The organism is Leptolyngbya sp. Cla-17 (assembly GCF_016807185.1).
Taxonomy (GTDB): Bacteria; Cyanobacteriota; Cyanobacteriia; order Leptolyngbyales; family Leptolyngbyaceae; genus ULC077BIN1.
In genome coordinates this window covers 2,466,433-2,491,486 of record NZ_JAEVYN010000002.1, presented here as the reverse complement: position 1 = coordinate 2,491,486, position 25,054 = coordinate 2,466,433, and the positions used below count along the sequence as shown (strand labels likewise).

General features: G+C 47.8%; 21 protein-coding genes and 1 pseudogene. 11 read left to right on the top strand and 11 right to left on the bottom strand.

All coding sequences use genetic code 11. The annotated features are described in order from the left end of the window. Positions 1-492 precede the first annotated feature (492 nt). The gene (locus tag JOY44_RS22230; RefSeq protein WP_171575643.1) at positions 493-1,122 is read right to left on the bottom strand and encodes a TetR/AcrR family transcriptional regulator; all 630 of its coding nucleotides are present in this window, start codon (positions 1,120-1,122) and stop codon (positions 493-495) included. A 104-nt stretch (positions 1,123-1,226) separates the two neighbouring features. Here JOY44_RS22230 and JOY44_RS22225 point away from each other — a divergent pair, with 104 nt between their 5' ends. Next, a complete protein-coding gene (locus JOY44_RS22225) occupies positions 1,227-1,676 on the top strand; it encodes a hypothetical protein (RefSeq protein WP_171575642.1) in 450 nt (149 codons plus the stop codon). A gap of 160 nt (positions 1,677-1,836) precedes the next feature. Here the strand turns inward: JOY44_RS22225 and JOY44_RS22220 are convergent, their stop codons facing one another. Continuing rightward, on the bottom strand, positions 1,837-2,613 hold the full coding sequence (locus JOY44_RS22220) for an SDR family NAD(P)-dependent oxidoreductase (RefSeq protein WP_171575641.1): 777 nt from the start codon (positions 2,611-2,613) through the stop codon (positions 1,837-1,839). Positions 2,614-2,764: 151 nt separating this feature from the next. Between JOY44_RS22220 and JOY44_RS22215 the strand changes: the two genes are divergently transcribed. The 5 genes and pseudogenes from JOY44_RS22215 to JOY44_RS32950 all read left to right on the top strand — a co-directional run. Continuing rightward, a complete protein-coding gene (locus tag JOY44_RS22215) occupies positions 2,765-3,103 on the top strand; it encodes a winged helix-turn-helix transcriptional regulator (RefSeq protein WP_197985671.1) in 339 nt (112 codons plus the stop codon). A 458-nt stretch (positions 3,104-3,561) separates the two neighbouring features. Beyond that, entirely contained in the window at positions 3,562-3,918 is a 357-nt protein-coding gene (locus tag JOY44_RS22210; protein WP_171575640.1) for a hypothetical protein, read from the top strand. A gap of 591 nt (positions 3,919-4,509) precedes the next feature. Further along, on the top strand, positions 4,510-5,826 hold the full coding sequence (locus JOY44_RS22205) for an AAA family ATPase (RefSeq protein WP_171576200.1): 1,317 nt from the start codon (positions 4,510-4,512) through the stop codon (positions 5,824-5,826). Further along, positions 5,823-11,879: a WD40 repeat domain-containing protein gene (locus JOY44_RS22200; RefSeq protein WP_171575639.1), complete on the top strand. Its 6,057-nt coding sequence runs from the start codon at positions 5,823-5,825 to the stop codon at positions 11,877-11,879. The genes JOY44_RS22205 and JOY44_RS22200 overlap by 4 nt, the downstream gene beginning before the upstream one ends. A 336-nt stretch (positions 11,880-12,215) precedes the next feature. Then, positions 12,216-12,341 (top strand): annotated as a pseudogene (locus JOY44_RS32950) (hypothetical protein); the annotation flags it as partial. Positions 12,342-12,742: 401 nt separating this feature from the next. On the opposite strand, the gene JOY44_RS22190 reads toward JOY44_RS32950, so the two are convergent. From JOY44_RS22190 to JOY44_RS22165, 6 genes are all read right to left on the bottom strand, one after another. Then, on the bottom strand, positions 12,743-13,645 hold the full coding sequence (locus JOY44_RS22190; protein ID WP_171575637.1) for a ParB/RepB/Spo0J family partition protein: 903 nt from the start codon (positions 13,643-13,645) through the stop codon (positions 12,743-12,745). Continuing rightward, on the bottom strand, positions 13,623-14,270 hold the full coding sequence (locus tag JOY44_RS22185; protein ID WP_171575636.1) for a ParA family protein: 648 nt from the start codon (positions 14,268-14,270) through the stop codon (positions 13,623-13,625). The genes JOY44_RS22190 and JOY44_RS22185 overlap by 23 nt, the downstream gene beginning before the upstream one ends. A 166-nt stretch (positions 14,271-14,436) precedes the next feature. Beyond that, complete coding sequence (locus tag JOY44_RS22180; protein WP_171575635.1) at positions 14,437-14,877, bottom strand: HNH endonuclease; 441 nt, start codon at positions 14,875-14,877, stop codon at positions 14,437-14,439. Next, positions 14,874-15,263 (bottom strand): hypothetical protein, encoded by a 390-nt coding sequence (locus JOY44_RS22175; RefSeq protein WP_171575634.1) that lies wholly within the window; start codon positions 15,261-15,263, stop codon positions 14,874-14,876. The genes JOY44_RS22180 and JOY44_RS22175 overlap by 4 nt, the downstream gene beginning before the upstream one ends. A gap of 6 nt (positions 15,264-15,269) precedes the next feature. Further along, positions 15,270-15,848, bottom strand: coding sequence for a hypothetical protein (locus JOY44_RS22170; RefSeq protein ID WP_171575633.1), 579 nt, complete (start codon positions 15,846-15,848; stop codon positions 15,270-15,272). A gap of 137 nt (positions 15,849-15,985) precedes the next feature. Continuing rightward, entirely contained in the window at positions 15,986-16,123 is a 138-nt protein-coding gene (locus tag JOY44_RS22165; RefSeq protein ID WP_171575632.1) for a hypothetical protein, read from the bottom strand. A gap of 542 nt (positions 16,124-16,665) precedes the next feature. On the opposite strand from JOY44_RS22165, the gene JOY44_RS22160 reads away from it, so the two are divergent. The 3 genes from JOY44_RS22160 to JOY44_RS22150 all read left to right on the top strand — a co-directional run bounded on the left by JOY44_RS22160 (position 16,666) and on the right by JOY44_RS22150 (position 18,099). Next, complete coding sequence (locus JOY44_RS22160) at positions 16,666-16,914, top strand: CopG family ribbon-helix-helix protein (protein ID WP_171575630.1); 249 nt, start codon at positions 16,666-16,668, stop codon at positions 16,912-16,914. After that, positions 16,898-17,182 carry a type II toxin-antitoxin system RelE/ParE family toxin gene (locus tag JOY44_RS22155; RefSeq protein ID WP_171575629.1) on the top strand — a complete coding sequence of 95 codons (285 nt, stop codon included), beginning with the start codon at positions 16,898-16,900 and terminating at the stop codon, positions 17,180-17,182. Before JOY44_RS22160 ends, JOY44_RS22155 begins: the two co-directional genes overlap by 17 nt. 641 nt (positions 17,183-17,823) lie before the next feature. Further along, positions 17,824-18,099 carry a hypothetical protein gene (locus JOY44_RS22150; protein ID WP_171575628.1) on the top strand — a complete coding sequence of 92 codons (276 nt, stop codon included), beginning with the start codon at positions 17,824-17,826 and terminating at the stop codon, positions 18,097-18,099. 5 nt (positions 18,100-18,104) lie between these two features. On the opposite strand, the gene ltrA is transcribed toward JOY44_RS22150, so the two are convergent. After that, positions 18,105-19,799 (bottom strand): group II intron reverse transcriptase/maturase, encoded by a 1,695-nt coding sequence (ltrA, locus tag JOY44_RS22145; protein ID WP_197985668.1) that lies wholly within the window; start codon positions 19,797-19,799, stop codon positions 18,105-18,107. A 1,089-nt stretch (positions 19,800-20,888) separates the two neighbouring features. On the opposite strand from ltrA, the gene JOY44_RS22140 reads away from it, so the two are divergent. Both JOY44_RS22140 and JOY44_RS22135 read left to right on the top strand, forming a co-directional pair. Next, positions 20,889-22,028: an IS701 family transposase gene (locus tag JOY44_RS22140; protein WP_242541748.1), complete on the top strand. Its 1,140-nt coding sequence runs from the start codon at positions 20,889-20,891 to the stop codon at positions 22,026-22,028. Next, positions 22,010-22,330 carry a hypothetical protein gene (locus JOY44_RS22135; protein ID WP_171571987.1) on the top strand — a complete coding sequence of 107 codons (321 nt, stop codon included), beginning with the start codon at positions 22,010-22,012 and terminating at the stop codon, positions 22,328-22,330. The genes JOY44_RS22140 and JOY44_RS22135 overlap by 19 nt, the downstream gene beginning before the upstream one ends. A gap of 76 nt (positions 22,331-22,406) precedes the next feature. Here the strand turns inward: JOY44_RS22135 and JOY44_RS22130 are convergent. Together JOY44_RS22130 and JOY44_RS22125 are read right to left on the bottom strand one after the other, a co-directional pair. Further along, positions 22,407-23,539 (bottom strand): IS630 family transposase gene (locus JOY44_RS22130; RefSeq protein WP_171573486.1). Its coding sequence is split into 2 segments (ribosomal slippage): positions 22,407-23,110 and positions 23,110-23,539, totalling 1,134 coding nucleotides; the frame shifts between segments, so codons are not numbered across the junction. 765 nt (positions 23,540-24,304) lie between these two features. Next, positions 24,305-24,745, bottom strand: coding sequence for a tyrosine-type recombinase/integrase (locus tag JOY44_RS22125; RefSeq protein WP_171575626.1), 441 nt, complete (start codon positions 24,743-24,745; stop codon positions 24,305-24,307). Positions 24,746-25,054: the final 309 nt, after the last annotated feature.

Below are 25,054 nucleotides of genomic sequence, written 5' to 3'. Positions count from 1 at the left end.
GAAACCCTTCTCTACTCTCCTTTTACAAGCTTTTGTCCTGTACTGAGGAGTCTGTGATGCAAAAAGCTCGACAACACCTAGCTAACCCATAAGTGCAGCGGATTGATGGGTATCCTAGTGCTGAGTTCGAGGAAATCTGCAACCGCTGACTTTTGCCGTTATCTGTCAATCAAACGACCCCAAAAGAGACAGTCAGATGGGCGATCGCAACTTGGCGTTTCAGATCTAAAACTCTCTAAAACTCTCTAAAACAACTTGTCAATCAATCTATGTATCAAAATCGAACCGATGAGCCGAGTTTTGATGCAGTTGCAGGAGAATAACTCCGTTCAGTCTTGACATAAGATTATGGGGTTGAGCCGACATAGAGGCAAAAAGGTGCCAGGTGAAGGGGGGCTGAAACCCCGTTATCTGCCGCCGCTGATTTGAGCCGTTAGCCTGCTACGTTATCGGTTAGGCCAGCATTTTTAGGCTACTCATTGAGCATCAATATCAATCTGGAAAATACTGTTCTAAATAAGCAATCAGTAGTTTCTTAGTTTCTGTCAGAACTTGGTGTTGAAAGGTGCGATCGCGCGATACAGCGAGAATATCCAGCGTACAAGCAACTTCAACACTGATGGTAGCAATTAGCTCTCGATGACTTTGCTCTAAGGCCGGATTACGAGCCGCAAAATAAACTGTAAACTGTTGTGCAAGCTCTTGATAGAAGGCTGCGCTCATTGCAAGCGTTGTAGGAATCAAGCGAGATTGAACGAACACGGTACGGAATCCAGGATTGGCACTCACAAACTGATCAAAGCCATCCACTAATTGATTTACATAAACGTTGAGCGTAACCTGCATCGCTTCCTCTGTATGGAGTGCTGCCGACAGTTGCCTCAGTTGATTGAGATAGCGATCGAGCAACGCATGAAAAACAGCGAGTTTGTCTGGAAAGAAACGATATAGCCCTCCAACGGAGGTGTTTGCTCTCGCGGCAATCTCGTCAGTTGTCACGGATTCATAGCCAATCTCAGTAAACAACTCAGCCGCTGCATCGAGAATGCGATGGAATCGTTCCCAGCTACGGGCTTGTTGAGGAACGCGCCAGAACGGAGTGAATTGAGGGCTGTCGGTCATTCGTTCAAATTGTGGGTTGACAAACGCGAGGTAATCCTCGTATTTTGTGAATGCGAGGTAATCCTCGTATTTGCAGCTTACAGGAGTTTTAAGGAGGAAGAACTATGACTCAGATGCTTCAAGCAACAAAACCACAGCCACTCAACCTAGCATGGATGACAGGATGGTGTGCGGCGGTAAGCTTACTTGGCATGATTCTTGTCGGAAGTGGTTTTGAAGCCACAAGCGGTCCAGTTCGCATCTTATTTGATGTTTTGAACGGTCCGGGAGAACTTGATCTCAATCCGTATGTGCGTTTTAGCCTTGCAATACTCGGAGCCGTGACGATGGGTTGGAGTTTGACGTTGATGGCAGTGATTCAAGTCGCAAACCAGCTTGAAAAACAGGTTAGTAAACGTATTTGGATTGGGATGACTGCATCGATCATCATTTGGTACGTAGTAGATAGCATCTTGTCTATTGCCACAGGTTTCTGGCTCAACGCTGTTTCAAATACAGTATTTAGTGCAACATTCTTGATCCCAGTGATCCGCAGTGGTGTACTTCGCAGCTAGGCATCTCTAGCCTCGCGTCACAAGCTAACAAGTTGTTGGAGCGGCAGTTTGAAGCCTTTTCGTCTACGCTCTAGGTTGTCTGCCGCCGCTCAACTTGGTCGTTATGCCGCAAGTCCTCGACACAGACGAATGTTTTAAGATTGCCTGGTGACGTTCAGCATCAAGCATTACGACCAGCCATTACTCCACCATCTACATTCCATGTAGCTCCAGCTACCCAAGAAGCTCGATCAGAAAGTAAAAAAGTTATAGTCTCTGCAACATCATTCGGTTGTCCTATACGCCCCAGGGGATGAAAGCTATTAAACCCTTGTAGCGTTGTGTGAATTTCTTCTGGGTGGATAAAAGCTCCATAAATAGGAGTCTCCACTACTGCTGGGGCAACGGCATTAACGCGAATTTGATACTGCGCCAGTTCCATTGCTAAATGCTGTGTGAGGGCGTGCAAACCAGCTTTTGCCATTGAGTAAGCAGAGGAGGGTGTAGCCAGAACAGCTTGATGTGCCCACATTGAGCCAATATTAACAATTGCACCACCCCGCCCACGCTGAATCATGTTACGGACAACTTGTTGGGTAGCAAAAAAGGTTCCATGATTGATGTTGAGGTAGCGATCATAGTCTGCTTCAGAATGGTCAAGAAAAGTCTTTGGCAGAAAAACGCCAGCAGAATTGACCAGATAATGCACACTTGGTAGCTCAGTCGAAATGCGTTCTATTAGACAAGATGTTTCCTGGCGATTGCTGATATCTGCCTGCCACGCCTGAACTTTACCGAATTGTTCTAAGTGAGATAAGGCTGCCTGAAGCTTGTCAGAATTGCGTGCGACGACAGTTACAGATGTTCCATAATTTAGAAGAGTTTCTGCAACTGCCCGTCCGATACCACTACTCCCACCAATAATTAATGCTTGCCGATGCTGGAATTCTTGGTACATAGTTGATTTCCTGTAGTATTTGAGAGCAATGCGCTTCCAGCAAGCATAGTAATCAAACTTCAATGGGTTTAGGAAGTATGTACCTTCCAGTAAGGTAGGCACTTTCAGGTAGAAATTAAGACGGAATCTAGGAAAAATTAAGTTGTATCAGATGAATGGAAAACAAGCCCGAAAAGCCACCTCAGCCGCCGCAATGGTAGAGTACATTGTCGGTTGCAAGTGGTCGATGCAAATTTTGAGCTTAGTTTATCAAGGGGTCGATCGCCCTGGAGCAATTACACGGTCCGTTGATGGACTCACAACAAAAGTCCAAAATGACTGCCTAAGCAAAATGGTTGGTTTTGGCATTCTAGAGAAATTCTCTTACCCAGAGGTTCCACCACGGGTTGAATACAAACTCACTGATTTGGGGCGACGCTTCGTTACGATTTTGGATGCAATTGCAGAGTTGCAGCATAAGATAGATGCTGATTGCGGCAGCATAACATAGTCCCTAAAGTAGACGGGGTCAATAGGGACATCTGATTTTTTTGTCAAGATTGTCTATGGGGATTAGTAGAGTTGTCTAGAAATTAAGACAAAAAAGCCTTGAAAGTTCTATCCAGTAAGCCATTTAGGTCCAAAATCGCTGTAATTCCTGCACCGTAGGTGTTTTAGCCGTTTTCTTCGCTATTACCCGACAAGTCTAATCCCTGCGGCAATGTTCAATGAGTTCTACCAGAATCTCTATCTGCTTCCACCCTTCTATTCCCGATAATCAATGTTATCAGGAATAGAAGGGCGGTGAGATCAGGATGTAGCACCACAAGGTCATCAGAGGCTGCTCACCAATCCCGACCAAACCAAGACGATCTCGGTCTGAGTGAGAAATAGGGCGTTTTCTGAACCATCTCCTGATCCTTAGATTAGGCTAGTGGTGCCTATTACTAAATACCTCCTGAGAAAAGTATGGTGCTTGACCCACTTTCTACAGCCATTGCGGCTGAGATCGGCAAAGTTGTTATCAAAACGGTGTGGGATGGCAGCGGCAAAGTCTTGGGGATGCTTGGCAAGACGGCAGATGCAGCAACCCAAAAGATGATTTATCAGACATCGCAGACCTACGTTAAAAAATATGGCGATCGCCAAGGTATTCTCAAAGTTTTAGGGATGCGCGAACCCGTCAAGCTCGAAGAGATCTATGCGGCTGTGCGCTTTTTAGACGATCGCGGCTTACAAAGCTTTGCATCCGTTGAATCGATGGAGCAAGCCTATCGACAGACAACACGGCGCGGCTTTGGGGTTTGGGGAGCAGTGGAACAGTAAATGTACTTAAGGCTCCTCCAATGGATTACGCAGCGTCCTCAATTCGCCTCTAGAAACCGCCTCTGGTACTGCGAAAGAATAACGTCCCAGCCTGTGGGTATGCCATAAATTAACGGAGATAGTCGAGCCACGTCAGTATCGAGCACTGCGTGACCTTCTTTGTTCAAGCACGCTATGCTACGCGAACCTATCTGTAATGGCTTAAATGCGGCTCGAAAGGAAGGGCGCGTTGGTGGTCGTCGCCCAAACTCAAAGCACACCAGGAAAAAGAAATCCAACACTTGGTGGATTCAGGACAAAAGACCGCTGCCGATGCAGCTCGGCTGTTCAATGTGCATCCGTCTACAGTATCGCGCTTGCTGCGCGTAATCAGGTGATTGCAGAGAGACTTGAGCCTTAAGTACATTTACTGTTCCACTGCTCCCCAAACCCCATCTTTAGCAACCATCTGATAAACTTCCGCACTTATCTCGGCACGATGCCAGTAGATATTACCGCAAGGCGCAAGTCGAGAATTTTATACTGTATGAGGAGAATTTAATAGAAAATAGAGAAACAGAATTGATGTTTAGGCAGGCTGACAGAATTCCTATGCTGCTCGATGCCCAAAAGTTTTTTAATGCTTGCAACCCCAGCAAAACCCTCAAAGTAGAACAGCCTGAAGACCGTCAGTATTACATTGATTTTTCCGCCGTTCGGGGTGGCAATGTGATTCAACGACTGCAACGGACGATTACTCTCCAACCCAATGTTGCCACCTGCCAATTGTTCACGGGACATATTGGCTGTGGCAAGTCCACCGAACTCTTTCGCCTGAAGGCAGAGCTGGAGCAGCAGAAGTTTCATGTCGTCTATTTTGAATCTAGCGCCGATCTAGATATGGCTGATGTGGACATTAGCGATATTTTGCTGGCGATTACACGGCAGGTGAGTGCCAGTCTTGAACAGGTGAATGTACGGCTAAAACCGAGCTACTTCATCCAGTTATTTGGGGAGATTACCGACTTTCTACAGACGCCGATCGAGTTCTCGACTGAAGCTGGGTTTTCGCTACCTATGGGTATTGGCAAGGTGACGGCTAAAACGAAAGATAGTCCTAAACTGCGTAGCCAATTACGGCAATATTTAGAACCGCGGACCAGCAGCATTTTGGAAGCAATTAATACCGAAGTCTTGGGAAAGGCAACGGAACTGCTGAAAGCGCAGGGCTATGCCGGATTAGTGGTGATTATTGACAATCTTGATCGAGTCGATAGTTCTCCCAAAGCCTCTGGCCGATCACAACCAGAATATTTGTTCATTGATCGGGGTGAACAGTTGAAAAAGCTAAATTGCCATGTGGTGTATACGATCCCACTGGTACTAATTTTTTCTAACGAACTCAGCACTCTGACGAATCGCTTTGGGGTAAAACCAACGGTGTTGCCCATGGTCAAGGTGAAAGCGCGTGGGGGAGGCGATCATGATGAGGGCATGAACCTGATGCGGCAAATGGTCATGTCGCGTGCTTTTCCCGGGCTGAGTGCAGCGCAGCAACTGGAGCAGATTACTAATGTCTTTGAATCGGCGGCAACACTTGATCGGCTCTGTCGCGTCAGCGGTGGGCATGTCCGTAATTTACTGGTGTTGCTCTACAGTTGTTTGCAAGAAGCCGATCCCCCAATTCAACAAACCTGTCTCGAAATGGTGATTCGGGAATATCGCGATGATTTGATTTCCGCCATCAGTAACGAAGAATGGACGTTGTTGCACCAAATTCTGCAAAATCAGGACAATGTCAAGGGAGAGGAGGAATATCAGACCCTACTCCGGAGCATGTTCTTATTTGAGTATTGCGATGACGAAGGGCGGTGGGTTGCTATTAACCCCGCGATCGCTGAATCGAAGAAATTTAGGCAGGGATTATGACTGACGCTCAACCGCCCGAAGAGATTCTGATCAATGATCGCGCCCTCAACAAGTTAATTCGCGCGATCACCCTGTCCCAGGGCAACTTTTCGCTGATTTTGGCTCGCTGTAATTACGGTAGTTTGCGAGATCAGGTAGTCCAGCGGTTGAAAGCTCAATGCCCAATTGCGTTTCACGAATTGCATTTATCCGCATCGACGAAGACGCTTTACACGACGATTCGCGCTGCGTTGGGAGATGATCATCCACAAGCGTTGATGATTTTTGGTTTGGAGCAGGTAAGGGCAATCGACCAGATCTTAATTTCAACGAATCAAGTTCGCGAAGAGTTTCGCAAGCATTTTCTGTTTCCGATCGTGCTTTGGGTGAATGACGATACGCTGAAACGCCTCATCCAATTAATGCCCGATTTCAAAAGCTGGACGGGCAATTCAATTAAGTTTGAACTTACCCCAACGGAATTAGCTCAGAGTCTCCAGCAACCTGTAGAGGAGCTATTTGAGGCAATTTTAACCGTGGGGGAGGGTAAATTTCTACCGTTGGCAGCACTCTACCCCCAAGGGGCACACCTGAGTGCCGAATGGGAGTCGGCATTACTTGACTTGAGATCGGGGGTGGACGATCGCTTACAGGCCAGCCTAAAATTTTGGGCTGGACGGGAAGCCGATCTGCGGGGCGAGAAAGCCAAAGCCAAAGCTGACTATGAGGAAAGTATCGCCTTTTGGCAAGCTCAGATTGCCATTCCAGAGGGGCTGTCAGCGAATGACTGGGCGCGTTATGGCTGTGTGCTGTTTCACCTGGGCTTATGGTGGCGGCAATACGCGACGCAGCATCAGGCGGAGTATAAGACGGCATGTGCGAAAGCCAAGGAGTTTTATCAGCAGAGTTTGGCAGCGTTTGATTGCACCGATCGACCAGAGTTGGCGGCAAAGTTTATCAACGCATTGGGAGAAGTGCTGACTCGGCTAGGGCATTGGGATGAGTTAGCCACAATAGCGCAGCGAGCCGTGCAGCTACACCAGGCTAATCCAGAACCAATTCGGTTGGCATCTGCTTATGGGCTGTTAGCAGAAGTGGCGTTGCAGCAGCAGGATTGGCCAACGGTAAAAGCTCAGGCGGAGTTGGCATTGCAGACCAATGAGTTGCCATCGTCATCGTCCATTGATTGGTCGCTGGATCGAGCCCAACGCAAAAATCGCTATCTCTTCTTGCTCGCCCAGGCGCAACGCCATCTCAAGCAAGATGGGCAAGCAATCGAGAATCTAGAAACAGCGAAAGCCAACTTTCAACCGCAGTATGATCCGACAGTTTACATTCATATTTTAGAGGCGTTGCAATCGCTCTATTTTGAGCAAGGGCAATATTTGCGGGCGTTTGAAACGAAGCAGGAGCAGCGTTCGATCGAGCAGCAGTATGGGCTGCGAGCGTTTGTGGGGGCAGGGCGGTTGCAGTCGCGGCGACAGGTAATTAATCCAGCGTTGGCGACGACAGATACCAGAGCAGCAGTAACCCAAGAAATTGCGGCATCGGGGCGACTACTGGATGTGAATCGCTTGTTAGAGCGCATTGGGCGGACTGACCATAAATTGACAGTGATTTATGGTCAATCGGGGGTGGGCAAGAGTTCGCTGGTGCAAGCAGGATTGGTACCAGCTTTGAAGCAACGGTCGATCGAAGCGCGGGATGTGGTGCCCGTCTTATTGCAGGTTTATACGGATTGGGCGAAAAGTTTGGGCGATCGCCTGTCCGAGTCATTGCAAGAAGTACGGGGGCTAAGCCTGCCGCTGCTGCTGGATTCAATGGCGGCGTTCGTGTCAGAAATTCGCAAAAGTGGCGATAAAAATCTCTTGACGGTGCTGATTTTTGATCAGTTTGAGGAGTTCTTTTTTGCCTACAAAGACCCGACTCAGCGGCGACCGTTTTTTGAGTTCCTGCGCGATTGTTTGAATGTGCCCTATGTCAAAGTAATTTTGTCGTTGCGGGAAGATTATCTGCACTATTTACTGGAATGTAATCGGCTGACCCACTTGGATGTGATTGACAATAATATTCTGGACAAGAAGATTCTCTATCACCTGGGCAATTTTTCACCGGAGGATGGCAGAGCGGTTATCCAGAGCCTGACAGATGCCTGCCAGTTTAATTTAGAACCCACGTTGATCGATGCACTGGTGCAGGATTTGGCGGGGGAGTTGCAAGAAGTGCGTCCAATCGAGCTTCAGGTAGTGGGAGCACAGATGCAAACGGAACAGGTAATGACCCTGGCGCATTACCAGGAAGCTGGACCCAAGGAACGCTTTGTCGGGCGATTTTTGGAAGAGGTCGTAAAAGACTGCGGCACAAATAACGAACAGTTCGCCAGGATTATTTTGTATTTACTGACCGATGATAATCTGACTCGTCCCCTGAAGACGCGGGCAGAACTAGAGGCGGATTTAGCCATTGCACCAGAGCGCTTGGACCTGATTTTGAATATTTTGGTGAAGTCGGGTTTGGTCTTTCAGGTGCCAGGAATCCCGGCAGATAGATTTCAACTGGTGCATGATTACTTAGTGCCATTTCTGCGGCAGCAGCAGTCGGCGGGGTTAGTCGCGGAACTGGAGAAGGAACGAGAGCAGCGGAAACTGACGGAAGCGAAGCTGAATCAGGCGCTAAAGCAGCAGTTGAAAACCGCACGACGGGGGATATTGACGTTGGCGGGGTTACTAATGGCGATCGGAGGCTTCGCCATTGTCTCAACGCTAGCTGGAGTTAGTACTTATATGTCAAGCCAAAGTTTAGATGCGTCTACAAAAACCGAACTCGATCGCTTGGTTGCAAACTTAAAGGTAGGCAAACAACAGAAAACACTCGCGCTGGCGACAATGCCTGAGTTTCAACGGATGACAGCACTCAATTTGGCTAACGCTGTCTATGGAGTGCAAGAGGTCAGCCGTCTGGAAGGTCATACAGGCGACATTTCGTATATGGAGTTTAGCCCGGACGGCTCAATGGTCGCTACCGCCAGCGAAGATAAAACAGTAAAACTCTGGAAGCGCAATGGTGAACTAATTAAAACCCTGCAAGAACATACCGATAAAGTAACTCATGTTAGCTTTAGTCCCGATAGCAAGATGGTGGTAACATCCAGTGCCGATAAAACAGCAAAACTCTGGAATCAAAATGGGACGTTTCTGAGAACCTTATCCGGTCACACTGACGGTATAACAAATGCGAACTTTAGTTCTGACGGAAACATACTTGCGACTGCTAGTAAAGATAGAACGGTCAAAGTTTGGCGGGTAGATGGCAAGCTCCTCAAAACAATACGCACCGAGGCGATAGTAACGATTGTCAAATTCAGTCCTGACAGCAAAATTCTGGCGGCTGCCAGTAAAGATGATGTTGTTCAGCTTCGGAACTTAAATGACCAGGCATCTCAAACTATCAACAATTACGGTGCAGTAGATTTGAGATTTAGCTCTGATGGAAAGATTCTGACTCTAGTAAACAAAGATGGAACTACCAAAGTATGGTCCTTAGTAGATGGAGTCCTTATAAAAAGCATAAGCCCCCAGTGCGTGGGTCCTGTGCGTGGTATTAGTTTAAGTCCAAATGCCAAATTTTTTGCAATTGTCCCGCAGTACAATCCTCAATATGTATTTCTCACAATGAACTCTAGTAAAGAAGAGAATTCTTGTTCACGCTTAAGAGGGCTTTTTGGAAACAGTGCTTTTGCTGCGAATCTCAATTTTAGTCCTGATGGTCAGTTCCTCGCCACTACCAGCCAGGACAAAACAGTCAAAATTTGGAGAATTGATTTCCCCTCCAGTGCATTGGATGATCATAAAACCACCATTGATCGGCTACAGCTTAATGCTGATGGAAAGACAATTGCTGTTGGGTATGCAGATAAAGTAGAACTCATACAAAAAGATGACCATTCACAAAAAAAACTTGCAGCAAATGACTCAATTTTAGAGTTTGGCGCTGATCATAAAACTATATTAACGAGTAGTAATAATGATGTCATGCATATCTGGAATGACAAGAATCGAGACGTGATTCTGAAAGGATATGGTGGCAGCATCAGAGCCGTGAAATTCAGTCCGGACGGGAAGCTAATTGCAGCGGTAGGCGAAGATAAGGCTATCAGACTTTGGAATCAAGATGGTACGCTCTTTAAAACTCTAACTGGGCATACGAAGCCAGTATCAAAGATTGTGTTTAGTCCCAATGGAAATATTCTTGCTTCGATCGGAGATGACAATTGGATTAATCTTTGGAATCAGGAGGGTCGTTTAATTAAGCGCCTCTCAGGACACTTTACACGTATTGAGGATATCCAGTTCAGTAAAAATGGTGAGTTTGTTGCTTCCATCGGTGATGACAATTTTGTCTATCTCTGGAGAAGCGATGGAACGTTGATTAAAAAATTGGTTAGTCATCCCGATAGAGTCAAGAGCATCAGCTTCAGCCCGAATAGCCAACTCCTAGTCTCTCTCAGTGGTTTAAGGGATAACAACATCAACCTTTGGCAAAGCCAGAATGGCGCTTCACTGGCATCAATTTCTGGTTACAGAGTTCATAAGGTTGTGTTTAGCCCAGATAGTAATACTATTGCTACTGTTGGATATAGCAAGGTTGTCCACTTCTTTGACCTCCGTGGCACACCGATAAGCAGACCAACTGTAGAGCACAACGATTCCATCAATGAGGCTGCTTTTAGCCCAGATGGAGAACTATTAGCAACTGGAAGTGATGACAACACAATCAAACTGACTAGACTGGATGGCACTGAAAATCCTGTGTTGTTAAGGGGACATGAGTCCGCAGTACAAAGAGTGCTGTTTAGCCCTGATGGTAAACTGTTGATCTCTGTCAGTGGTGACAAGGCTGTCAAACTTTGGAGTTTAGACGGCAAAGATCTAAAAAATAGTAAGGAGTTAAAGACCCTTCAAGAGCTAACAACAGAAGTGGACAATGATGATAATGGTATCCCTAATGGTATCCCTAAAGTCATCGATGTAAGCTTTAGTGCCGATAGCAAGTATGTTTTTTACATGGAACCAGGTAAAAACTCCTTCAAAGTTGAATTATGGAGCATTACTGGTCAAAAAATTAGAACAGTGAAAAGCGGTCGCCAAGAAAGTCCTGATAAGGTTGATTTTGATCAGGCTAGCAACTCAATTGTGATGGCCAGCAGAGAAAGTGCGCTAAAACTATGGGATCTAGACGGTAGCTTTCTTCGCACCTTTAGAGGTCACACAGACCAAATCAATGCAACTGCTTTTAGTCCGGATGGCAAACTCCTGGCTTCGGCAAGTGATGATAAGACCGTGAAACTTTGGAAAGTTGACGGTACGTCACTTAAAACCCTTCTGCATGACGAGAAAGTCAATAGCGTCAGCTTCAGTCGGGATGGCAAACTCTTGGCTTCCGCGAGCGATGATAAGACCGTGAAACTTTGGAAAGCTGACGGTACGCCAATTAAAATGCTCTCACACAACGAGAAAGTCAATAGCGTCAGTTTTAGTCGGGATGGTAAACTCCTAGCTTCGGCAAGTGATGATAAAACGGTCAAACTCTGGAACAGTAATGGTACGTTTCTAAAGACGCTTCTACAAGACGATAAAGTTAAAACAGTTAGCTTCAGTCCAGATAGTAAGTTTCTTGCCTCGTCTAGCAAAGATGGTACGGTTAAACTGTGGGACAGCGATGGTAAAGAAGTAACCGTCATTAGAGGAACTTCTCAGTCTCAGCCGATTGTACGATTCAGTCCTGATAGCAAAATGTTAGCTATTCGCGGCAGCGAATTTACTACAACATTCGAGCTTTACATAATCGATAGTATTTGGGCTAAAAACGTTTCAATCTCCTTAAATAATCAAATTTCAGATCTGCTTTTTACTGATGGTAAATCGATCGCTGTTGCAACTGGCAATGAGGTTAAATTCCTAGATTTCACATTGGATAGTTTACTGAAGCGTAGTTGTAGCTGGGTTCAAGATTATCTCAATAATGATCCTAATGTGGACAAAGACGATCGTTACCTCTGCGACGACATTAAATAGCGGTTAAACTCAGCGGAGCAGTCACCCACTCCGCTGAGTTTAACTTAACCCCGAATAGGTCTTTTCCTAACCGCTTCATCATGGACGCGATCGCCAAAAGGCTTACGGCAATTAATCAGCAAAACTGATTGGACTAAATCCACTGCTCGAAAAGGCTGAAAGCTAATAAACTCGTAGACTAATTGCTTGATCCGCAATTAATCAATGAGCTGTAACTGCTGATGGGTAAAGCGTTTAGAATCAGTCCAGAACTATGGACTAAACTTGGACTAACGCCCCTTTTTGACCGTCTCAAAAATAAAGTGTGGAAGGGGTGAGGGTTCACAAGTTAACCTGATGAATCAAACGAAGAATTTCCACATTGCGGGAAAAATTCCACCCGCTCATTATATTGCTTTGCAACAGATTCAAAATGCCACTGGGCTAACTCAAAGTCGGTTGCTCAGAGAAGCGATCGCCCTCTATCTGAAGAAAGCCAAAATTGTGACCGTATTCCATAGCACAATCGCTGCCGTCACAAGATTGAGACCACTGGCATGATAGTACTGCTGATCAAAACTATGACTATGTTTGTCAGCAGAATAATAGACCAGGCACAGTTCATGTTTCAGAAGTCATCAATACAGTGCGGTTTTGAGAACTTGATTGTGAGATAGGTTTTGGGACACCAGAAATTCGATTCTGCCGTGAGTGTGTGATCGCCCGCAGACATACCTCACAAACGGCCCTTTTTGAGAGGCGTGCAACTGGCATACAACCTACTTGCCAAGACTTAAGATTAGAAAATATTGAACACTTGGCAGGACTATTGAATACACCTGCAAGGTTAAGAGTTGGTTTTGTTTGGGACTAATTTCAACCCTTTATTTTTCTGATACTAGGGCTTCTAGCTTTGCTAAGAGTGCTTGAGCTTGCTTCCATTTTTTTGGATCTTCCCATAGCTTTGCCTTAATCACTCGACGAGAAAGGGACTCAACAGTGGCTTTAGGGGAACTTGTGTCAGGCTCCGACTGAAGGGCTTTAATTCGTTCTCGAATTTGGCTAAGGGAAAGGTTTTCATGGATGGTGGTTTGAACTAAGTTACAGCGCTGAGTTTCGTCTTTGATGCGGGAGAGTGTTTGGGCTTTGGTATAGGCAATCTTGCCCTGGCGCAGAACCTCTAAGACATCCAATGGTAGGTTCAATAAGGGTAGCCGATGATTCACGAAAGACTCCCATGACATCAACCCCAGTCCAGTGAAAACGCTTTCGATCTCGTCAATTTTTGGGTTTCCAACAACGTTGTTGGAAGATTTTTTGCGCTCATGTTGGAGGCGATGAAGGAGAGGTGGGAGTTCAGCTACATCCTGCTTGAGTTGAATGCTGAGTAGTTGCAGGATGCCTTCGGTTTCTTCGATGGGGTTGAGGTCTTCTCGTTGCAGATTTTCGATCAGGGCAAGTTGAAGCGCCTCGGTATCGTTTAGTTCTCGAATGACAACAGGAATTTCGGTCAGCTTAAGCTGTTGGGCTGCTCGGTAGCGCCGTTCTCCTGCAACAAGTTCGTACTGCTCAGGTTTATTCTCAACTGGACGTACCAGGACGGGTTCTAGAATGCCGTGTTCTTTAACAGACAGAACCAGTTGCTCTAGCTTCGCTGGGTCAAAATAGCGTCGAGGTTGTTGAGCGGGTAAGCAAATAGCAGTGAGGGGGAGGGCACGATCGCTCACTGCTTGAGTTTCAACCTGATCGAGGCTGTCGCGCAGTTTACTCAGGCTGTGTCTCGCCATAGTTCAATGCCTCCGTAAATAGCTGTTTGTATTCCTCGGCGGCAAGCTGAGCTGCTTCACTTGACATATTGAAAACGGTGGCTGATTGACCGGGAGCGTCAGCGATGACTAGACGGCGGTAAACAGTTGTCTCTAATAATTTGATTCCAGGGATGTCGGATAATGCCACTCTAGCCTCTCGTAACAGAACGCTGCGCTTCTCAGCTTTGTTGATAAAAATGGCGGCATGGGGAAGCCCTTTTCGCACCTTCTGAACATTGTGAACCAGACGGGCAATTTTCTCGGTACTTGCCAAATCGAGTTGGGCAGCTTGAGCCGGGATTAGTGCCAGATCGACCGCCAACAAAATAGATTTTGTGGTTTCGCCCAGCACGCCGGGGGCATCAACGACAATGGAATCGTACTGTTCAGCGAAATTGGTTACAGTCTCAAATAGTTCTTCTGGGTCATCAATGACGCGGAACTCCATACCCATGCTTTGCAGCCATTGGCTTGAGCTTTGCTGTGAATCAGAGTCAATGACGAGGGTGTTTTGTTTGTGGAAGTGGCTTAACCAATAAGCAAGGTGAGCTGCTGTTGTGCTCTTACCCACGCCTCCCTTCTGGTTGATCACGCCGATTAGCATCTTGGTTCTTTAGCTGTAAGGCTGCGATTTGAGTATAGCGGAGAGATGCCATAGAGAAACGATATTTTTGGCAACGTCGGGCAAGAGCAGCAATTCACTCCAGATCAGAAAAATGCTTCTAGCGGCACTACGATGCACCCTACCCCATAGGTATCAAGCTCCGTTTTTAGGAGTTCATCTGCTGTGTCAGCTTACTATGACGCATTCTGGAGGCAATCGCCATTTTATTTCCCTTCTTTCTGTTGCATGACCAGCAGATCATTGTGAGGTTTTTCAGGTCAAGGGTAAGTTCGGGGAACAGGGACTTGGGCAGAATATGATCAACGGTTGGGTGATGAGGCTCTAGCGAAAAGTCTCCATTCGCCAGGTAAGTTCTTTCACCAAAACCCATCCGCTTGCCGCAATAGGTGCATTTCCAGTTTTGTCGTTCTAACTGCTGCATCCGCCATTGCTGCCAGTCGCTGCTGCCTTGCCAGCTGCTGTAAAGCAGCTGGCCATCGTTGCGTCGTTGTTTTAGTTTCTCCTTAGTTTGTTTGGTCTGAGCGACTTTCGCCTCGGCTTGAGCTAAGGCGGCTTCTGAGCTAAGGAACTTCGCTAATTCGCTCATTTCTTTTTACCCTTGGCGCTTGCGGTGGAGGCGGTCTTTTTTACTTGCTGCGACTTGGCTTTAGTCTGAGTGAACAGGTCTTCTGCGCGTTGGTGCAAAGTGGCGGCATATTCCAGTTGCTCTATGCCACTCATGCCAAAGGGTGCGTCTTGAATCTGCTCGGCAAGGGATAGGATTGCCCAGCGTAGGGATTGGATAGCGGTGCAGGTGGCTTCCTTCAGTCGCTTGTTTTCGAGTAAATCTTTGCAGCGATCGCTGACTGCAAATAGGTCATAGACGTTGGCGCTGCCCTGTTTTCGCAGGGGGATGAGGGGTTTTGTCACCAGATTAGCCTGGTATTTGCTGGCTCCCAATTCAACAAGTTGCTTGCGGGTGACGGTTTTCATAGAGGACTATGCTTGCTGACCAGGGCGAGAAGACTGGCGATCGCTGCCGCAGTAGGGGCAAAAGTGATAGTCCAGCGAGGAAATGATGCTGTTGCAGTCGGGGCAGTGTTCTATTGTTTCTTCTGCCTGAGCGCCAAACAGCCATTTCACAAATGCTTGCCCTGCTTCGAGGGGAGACATTTGACCAAACTGCTTGAGGCGTTGGGTGATGGATTGAAGGTAAGTGATTTCGCTGCGATAGGTGACGATCGCGTCTTCGTAGTTTTGGGCTACGTTTTCCCAGTCTTTGGCTTCTCGTTGCAGGCGATGAAGTTCTTGTTCGTGGTTTTGCTGCTGGTCTTCAAAGGTTACGAACAATTCCTCTAGTACCTGCCGATGCACGTCGTCTGAATGCTTCATCTGGCTTCGTAGCTGGTCAAGCAGTTGTCTTTCCGAGTTGGTTTGCTGGGCTTGTGCTTCGACCTGGGCGCGATATAACTGAACCTGTTGGTGTTCACTGCGGGCAATCTGCAATAGCTCATTCTTTTTGGTGCGCCCCAAAATGGTGGAGTCGGCTAATTCCCAAAAATCCTTTTTTCTTGGCATCGACTCCGGCATCCTCAGCAATGATAAGGCCCCACTCTATAATTGCCAATTTGTGGAGGAGAATCAAAGCTTGCTTGTAAAGAAAGGATATTGATGAGTCGGAAATTTGTAAATGCTGGATAAATTTTGCTGGCGCTCTACAACTCGTTCCGAAAGGCGCGATGAAGAACAGTTTGAAAGAATTGCTCCGCCTGTTGCTCGGCTTCTTGTTGCTGGGTGCGGAGTCGTTCAAACCGCTGGACAACTATAGCGTTTCCGGCTCCTGTGAGGTACAAACTAAAGGCTCAAACCCTTGCTCTCTATTATTCTGCCCGTACCTCATCCGACAGAAAACCGCTATAATAACCAGAATGCCACGAAGCATCACATGCTTGCTGACATTCTGGGTGTGCGGGCAAGCGATCTCCGGACGTTGCCCACAATGGAAAGCCGATTGGAGAGGACTCGAAAGCCAATCAGACACTCACGCAGCGTAATAAATCAGTAATTACCCTTTCCTCTCTCACATCAATTGAATTAGTTTCTTATACTGCTGCTCCAACGTCGCCACCCGTTTGTTGAGTGAGGTGATTGAATTCACATCTGTTTTACCGAGGTACTGGGCGATCGCGCTTAGTGCAGTAGCTGATCTTGATAAACAAATTACCCCAAATCAGATTGGATGGATTGCGGGTTGTTTTGTTGAATTTTGATCAGAAACCTTAGGACTATCGGCAGTCGATGAAATAAATATGCATTTCGATAAATTAGATTTGCATTGCGACGTATTGCAACGCATGATAGAGGGATAAATCTTTTTCCTGATTTGAGCATTGTCATGAGTAAGGAAAACATTACCTTTCGGTTGGATAGTGAAAAACGAGCCGTCCTGGATGCGATCGCAACAGGAATTGATCGCGATCGTAGTTATCTCATCAATGAAGCGATCGCGATTTATCTGGAGATGCATCAATGGCAAGTTGAGGAAATTCAACGGGGTGTTTCTGAGGCAGATGCAGGAGACTTTGCAACTGAAGAAGAGGTGAATGCTGTATTTGCAAGGTTGACGAGTGGCAAAGTCCGTTAAATGGCTACGTCAGGCGTTAAAGAACCTAGAGCAAGCGTATGACTATATTGCTGAAAACAATGGGGATGCTGCGATCGGGGTAGTACTCAAGATTCAAGCAGCGACAGAGCAGTTAGCAGAGTTCTCTATGCTGGGCAGGGTCGGACGGGTAGAGGGTACGCGGGAACTGGTGATTGCAAATACTCCATACGTTGTGATTTATCGAGTGAGAGGGAATGCAGTAGAAATTTTGCGGGTGTTTCATACCTCAAAACGTTATCCAGATTGAAGCGAGGGTTGGTAATTAAGGTTAGTTGAACGGGGTGTTAGTCTGATTCGAGGGGCTGAAGTTCGTGGTACTAATTGGCATTGAGCTGGGATACGTGTGATTTTTATCATATGGACTTGAAAGGCAGACTGGATAGGTATTTTAGCTTTTTAGGGGTTGAGCCGACATAAGCACAAAAAAGTGCAATATGAGGCTATAAGTCTTTCTCCGTCGGGTTTCTGAATAAAGACCCCAACAGGGAAGAAAGCATCAAAATTTCACGACAGAATCGAGGTTTCAGCCCCCTGTTGCATTAAATTAGGCTTATGTCGGCTCAACCCCTAAAATCCTTCTAGTCGCCGATAAATTTTAGACAGGCTTCGATCAGCTCATAGCAAAGCCACACCTTCATAGGCTGAAGTGAATTTTGGAGCTGATTCAGAGCAAACCGGGGTTACATTCCGCCCATTCTTCTGCTGCTCGAATCAAAATCGGGTCATCTGAATCACGATATCGCCGCATTTTGATGATGTGCCGCTCCCTTTCTTGAGCCACTTTGAGATCGGGATAGGCAATACTGGATATTACCCGACAAGGACTCGGTTCAAATCCTTTGAAAAGTCTACCTAGAGGGGTAGTACTGGACTTACTGACTAATAAGCTTGGACACTCGGGCGCGCCCTCTTCGCGCCCAATGGTTTTATTTGCATCGGGGGGGTTCGGGGGGGATTCCACAGGCAGCAAGAATTCAGGATGCCAGAGGTCTTTGTATTTATACAGCGTCTCTCCGCCAATACCACACGCCAGCAGCGCATCCCGTCGAGGGGTTAAACTCAGCGGAGCAGTCGCCCACCCCGCTGGTCTTCAGAACCGTGCTTGAAGCTTGTAACCTCACACGGCTCCTCAGCAATTTGGTGCTTGTCATGCATACCTACTGAACCAACTAGGATTGAACGGTTGCTCTTTCCCGTTTTGTCTTAACCACATGGCAGTGTCGATGGAGCAGTTGGAGGTTTTTGTATTCGTCCTTACCCCCTTGTGAGAGTGCAAGAATGTGGTCAATATCCAACTGGTCCCCATCTTTGAAAAACAGTTCACAGGCTGGGCATTGTCCTTTCTGGCGCTTGAGTAGCCTTGCCACTCGGGTTGGCACCTCTGGATTGCTGCCCAATCTTGTACTCCAATAAAGCCAATCGCCATCATAGGGACTTCGATTTCCCTGCACCTTGATATGCCGCACAATGGGCGTATCACGATGTTTGAGAAGGTGCATCGGTTGTCCGTTGAGTGTGACGCTAAAGCGCCAATTCTCTCCACTCTCCATTCTCCAGTAACGGTGAATGATCCAGTAAAGAGACTTATTGGGATGACGACGACGTGCCCAAGCCCGCAGTTGCTGAAAGATGAGATGGTCAAGCTTCTCAAAACAGGCTTTGCTGACCACGGATGCATAATAGTTTGCCCACCCTCGAATACGTGGATTCAGATGACGAATCAATGCCGCTTGAGGGGCTGCTCGATGGGTCTTGATAATGCACCCGATTGCTTCAAGTTGCTGTTTCAGCTTAGCGGGACTGGGTTTGATGAGAGTCTTAAACCCAAGTGCTTGGGGATGCTTGCCTCGGGTTCCAGATTTACCGCATTGATATTTGCCAACGTGGAATTGCCGAATCTGCATACCCAAAAAATCAAATCCCACTCGTCCCTCAAATGGTTTGAGGGTATGCGTGATGTGGGTTTTGCTTGGCTTCAAGGTTAAGCCCATGCCACCTAACCACTGTTGTAATGCCTGCTGGCAGGCTTGTACCACTGTAATATCTTCGTGTAACACCACAAAATCATCACAGTAGCGAATGAGCCGTGCCGTCTTAGAGACTTGGCTCACCACTGCCTCCATTCCGTGTAAGGCGATATTTGCCATCAACGGAGAGCAACACCCCCCTTGTGGCACACCTTCTTTGGTCGGAAACAGTGCTCCTCTCTCCATCACCCCAGCACTTAGCCAAGCTTGAACTTGTCGTCGTAGCGTTGGAAAGGTCTTGAGTTTTGCCAGCAAGGCGGACTGGTCGATCCGGTCGAAGCATTTTTCGAGATCTGCATCCAAAACGAATTTGGGCTTTTGCCGAATGGCACTGAAAATCGCTTCAATCGCATCATGGCATGAGCGGCTTGGTCGAAACCCATAGCTGTTGGGCTCAAACTTTGCCTCCCATTCGGGTTCTAGTCCTAGCTTTACCAATGTCTGCACACAGCGGTCATGGATTGTCGGAATACCTAACCCACGCTTTTCCGAACTTCCAGGCTTCGGAATAAAGACCCGGCGAACGGGTTGTGCTCGATGGGTTAGGTGTAACATACTGACCAGTTTCAACCGCTGGGATGGAACCAATTGCTTGATTCCATCAATTCCGGCTGTTTTCTTGCCAGTGTTATCCTGAGTCACCTGACGTACCGCGAGACACCTGGCAGACCAGGATCTCATCAGAGTCTTTTGAAGTCGATGAACTGCCTTGACATCGCCACGCTGCGAGGCTTTGAAGATGCGCTTTTGCAACTTAAACACGCGCCGCTCTAGCTGACACCAGGGGATCGTGTTCCATTCCATCATCGGGTTTACCCGTGCTTTAGACATTTTCATTGCTAATCACTCCCCTTCATTCCAAATCACCGTGCCTACGTCTGCATATCCTGCGGCTTTCCCGCTGGCATTAGCTTCTTAGGCAATCCCTCTCACCATTTGCTTGCGGTTAGCACCTACTCGCCCGCCTGACCCAGGGGGCAAGAGCAAATGGTGAGTTACTTCGTTCCGAATAACCATTGATTAGAACCCTTAGAGTGATGCTCTCCACCGGGTTTATTGGGAGTGCAATTGGTCGCTCATACACACGCCAACCCCTTATCCTTTGCCTTTTGGCTCCAGCCTATCAGCCTGATTTGGCTGGTTAACGGTGACGATGGTTCAATGCATCTTCACGGGTGTTACTCATCGGTTCTCTGCTCGACGGGTTTCCAAGTAAGGCTCTCAGATACCGCCTTTTCACCCCGCTTTACGGATTGATGGCTAGTCGCTACCGTAGGGGTGATGCTGTCACCACTGCACTTGTGGGGAGGGGCTTTCACCCTCATGATTATTCAGTTACAAGGTTGTTTGAGTTGTTAACCTCCTTTATTCCTTGCTAGCTATCCCCAAGCTTTCGCTTGTTTCAGCTAAACGAATCGCACGTATGACACCGTTCCTGGCAATTAAGTACCACATCGGCTGAAACCTTTATTAGGCAGTACTTCCAAGAGACAATTTTTCAAGAAAATCATTGATCCGATGACTTTTGGAAGACGACAGGGATGCCAAAATCAATGGGAGGAGGGCAACGGTCCATGTCCAAACTGTAACGACCAAACCGATTAATGTGCTGCGTCCAATAAGGACTAAGCGCTGCGATGGTTTCGGGTTCAATGCAAACGAAACGAAGTAAGTTGGAAGGTAGCAGACAACCATTGATAAGTTCTACTAAAGATGGAAAGCCCACACTACAGATGGAGTGGGCTTTTTTTTACTACAGTTGTAGATGTTGAATTTATGATTGTATTTCGCCTAGAATCAGCGTCAAACCAGTGTTCTAGGTGATGCGTGATGACTCTCGCCCTTGCCCAAATCGACCTCAGTGAAGCCGAGGTCGAGTCAAATCTGAAACAGCTTGAGACTTGGGCCAGCGACCTCGATGCCCTCATGATTCGGCTGGCCCCGCGCTTCAAACGCGCAGAGCTGCGAGAGCGCGCGAAAGAGTATGTGCAAGGATTGCTCAGTGCAGCTGAGCGGAAGAATAGCTGGCAAATCGCAGAACAACTGGGCAAGCCCACACCGTATGGGATGCAACATCTCCTCGGTCGAGCCCAGTGGAATGCCGATTTAGTGAGAGACGACGTGCAAGCCTATGTGAATGAAGCGTTGGGCGATCGAGAAGCGGTGTTTGTGCTCGATGAAACAGGCTTTCTCAAAAAAGGCGACCACTCAGCTGGGGTGCAACCGCAGTACAGTGGCACCGGCAATGGGATTGAAAACTGTCAGGTCGGCGTCTTTCTCGGCTATGCCGCCGCCGATGGCTACACGTTGATTGATCGAACACTGTATCTACCGCAACGTTGGCTGGATGAGCCAGAGCGATGTGCTCAAGCTGGCATTCCGCCAGAGGCCGCCTTTGCGACCAAGCCGATGCTGGCACAACGCCTGTTAGAACGGGCGTTTGCGGCGGGACTGCCAGGCCGTTGGGTGACTGGGGATGAAGTCTACGGGCGCGATGCCCGCTTGCGGCAATGGTTAGAAGCACGGCATCAAGCGTATGTCCTGACCACTTGGTCAAAAGAGAACGTTGGGCGCGATGCCCTATCGATGCGCATCGAGGAACTCGCCATGAGTTGGCCCGCTGAAGAATGGCACCGGCTCAGTTGTGGGACGGGCACGAAGGGAGAACGCTACTTTGACTGGACTTGTATGCCGATTAACAGTCCCAAAGGGTGCGATTGGCAGCACTGGGCACTCGTCCGACGGGGCATCGAACACCCAGAAGACTGGGCTTATTATCTGGTGTTTGCGCCGCCTGGAACGTCTTTGCAGACGATGGTGCAGGTTGCCGGTCGGCGCTGGACGATCGAGGTTTGTTTCGAGAGTGCCAAAGGGGAAGTCGGGCTGGATGAGTATGAAGTGCGTTCATGGAATGGCTGGTATCGCCATATGACGTTAGCGCTACTGGCCCACGCTTTCTTAACGGTGACGCGAGCGCAGGCGGCTAAAAAAGGGCTTTCAACGGTGACTGCTGCCCAGTACCGCCCTCCGGTGCAGCCGTCGCAGGCATGGGCCGTGTGCCCTTGAGTGTGGCTGAACTGCGTCACTTGCTATGGCGCTTAGCTTGGCAGCCTCCATTGAGTCCTCGACAGCTGTTGCATTGGTCCTCATGGCGACGACGGCATCAAGCGATTGCCCAGTTCTACCACTTCAAGCGTCGAGCGTTAGCCATGCGGTGGCGAAAACTGCTAATGGTTCATTCCGTAGAGGTGCCTCCAGAATGCACAGTCGCAGACATCGCTGATCGACTGTCTGTAAAAATGGTCTTCGCGTTGCCCTTGCTTTGGCTAGCCACCGCTGCATCGAGCAATAGTAGTGGCAGACAATGAAGCTGATTTCAGCACTGTGCAAGCTCTTGTGGAAGCGAGTGGTTGAGTGCTTGCCGGTCAAGCAACTAGTGTTTAGTCAATTATTAATAGACGGGTAAAGCCGCTTTAATTTCACCCTGGCATCCGCCGTCGCAAAGCGCCAGTCAATCCAGGTTTCCTCATGATTGCGGTTGTCCTGCCAAGCTGCAACTTCCCGCTTGAGCACATCCATATCAGGAATGCGACGATCCAAACATTGACGACTCAAAATACTCAGTTCAATTTCAGCCATGTTTAACCAACTGCCATGCTTAGGAGTATGACAAAACTCCAAGCGGCTCAAAATTCGCTGCGCTTCGGTTGGCTCAAAGGCTTTGTAAAGTGAAGCGGGTGAATGGGTGTTGAGATTATCGGCAATGACGATCACTTTGTCGGCTTGGGCATAATCTACATCGACCAAGGTTTTGAGCAAGTGGGCATAATCGAGGGCTGTGCGTTGCTTTGTCACTTCCACCCGCCGCCATCCCACCATCGGTTCACTCACCATAAACAAGTTCGCTGTGCCGTTGCGTTCATACTCATAATCGACCCGTTCCGGTTGTCCCCGCTCTGCTGGCATGGGAACGAGGGTTTCTTTGACTAATTGCTTGGTTGCCTCATCAATGCAAACCACTGGAACGTTGGGGTTATAAGCTGTTTGATACAGGTCCAGCACTGCTTCCATTCGCCAGACAAACTCTGCGTTTTGCTCCGGTGGAATTACCCAGCACTCTTGCCGCCAGGGTTGCAGTTCGTTTTTTTCAGCACTTGTCGCACGCTTTCATGACTCAACTGTTCGACATACCCCAGTTCCACCATTTGATCTGCCAATAATCGCAACGTCCAGCGCCCCTTTCCCTCGGGAGCCTCACTACATCGCAATGCGATCAAATGTGCCTCACTTTCCCCATCCAACTTTCTTTTTCGTCCTCCACCCGGACGGCTTTTAAGCGCAGCTTCCAGACCTTCTTCGACAAATCGTTGCCGCACCCGCTCAATCGTTCGCAAACTAATGTCAAAGGCATCTTTGATGTCCTGGTCACGCCAACTCCCGTTCGGTTGATTGCAATCCGCTTTCAGAAGAATCCGCGCATGATTGATCGTGTAGGCAGCTCGTTTGCCGGTCGTGACCAGTTGTTCGAGAGACTGCCGTTCTGTTTCGTTTAAGTTAACGATGTACTTTTTAACCATACCAGCACCGTTGAAAGGACTGACTCAATCTTACTCCTTCTACTCGTCACTTCTTGATTGACTGAACACTAGCCAAGAAGATGAGACAGGGGTGTCACCGTTGCCCTATCTTGGTTGAGCGCGCGTTTCCGGTCGGACTAACCGAGGCGACAGTCTCACGAGTTTAGGGCGTTGTAGCGGACTGTGAAGGATTGGGTTAGTTCGATTTTAGCCCTGCTGACTTTTGAGACGTTGAATCTTTATATGAGACGGCCTCGGAGATGAGGATCTACAACTGTAGTAAACTGTAGTAAGAAAAAGTCCAACACATCTGTAGTATGGTTTTTCCATCTTCAGTAGCACTGATCAATGGTTGTCTGCGACCTTCCAACTTGCTTCGTTTCGTTTGCATTGAACCCGAAACTATCGCTGCGCTCAGTCCTTATTGGACGCAGCACATTAATCGGTTTGGTCGCTACAGTTTGGACGTGGACCATTGCCCTCATCCCATTGATTTTGGTATCCCCTGTCGTCCCCCAAACGTCATCGGATCAATGATTTTCTTGAAAGATTGTCTCCTGGAACTACTGCCTAATAAAGGTTTCAGCCGATGTGTCACTTAATGTTCAGGAACGATGTCATCCCCCTATTACTAGTTCACCAACTCGGTAGTTGATTAGAAGATACATGAATTTCAATAGCCTGATAGATCTCTGTGATCGCTAACTGCTTGAGATTCTACATCTAAAAGCTCCATCAACCCGAATCAGTGGTCGATACGCGAATTTATTGCCCCGACTCACCAGCCTGGGCATTTTGTAATAGATTCTGATATAGCCAGCGTCTAAAATAATGAACCCCAACATAGGGTAAATCGGCTCGTAGACAAGCTTCCTGCAAGATCCTGCTAATTTGTAAGTGGGAGCGCGACCCACCCTCTATCCAATCTGGAAATAACGCTTCTATCTGCGGATGGTAGCACTCTAATAACCGTTGGAGCGGCTCTGGAATCGTACAATAGTGCGTTTCACCTGTCTTTGAAAAATCACCGCTGCATATAATCAAACCCCCAATCAGATTCACGTCTTGAACCGTCAATCGAATCACTGTACGCTGTCGAGCACCCAGGTAACGCAAGATGCCAAAAAAGGCGCGGTCTCGATGGGTCAAAAATCCCGTTTCAAACAAATGATCCATTTGCTCAGCGGTCCATAGGTTCGCGGTCATTTTGTGTATTTCTCCTTCAATGGTTAGGTTGTATGTCGCTCTGCTCAACTCAATCGCAAACGTGAATTGAGGCTTGGCTCAGTTATAGCAGCGGAGTTAAACTCAGCGGAGTGGGTGTTGTCCATAAAGGGCGGCAACTCCTGCGCCCGATTGCATTGCTCTCCAAAGACCCACAACCCTGTTTTGTCTTGAAGCGGGCTGAACGAGATTTTTATGACTAGGTTTGGTTTACTCGAATTCGTTCCCTCACCTGAAAGCCTTGATTTGACTTTCATTGACTAAGATTGTGTCAGGCAGTCAGGTTTATAC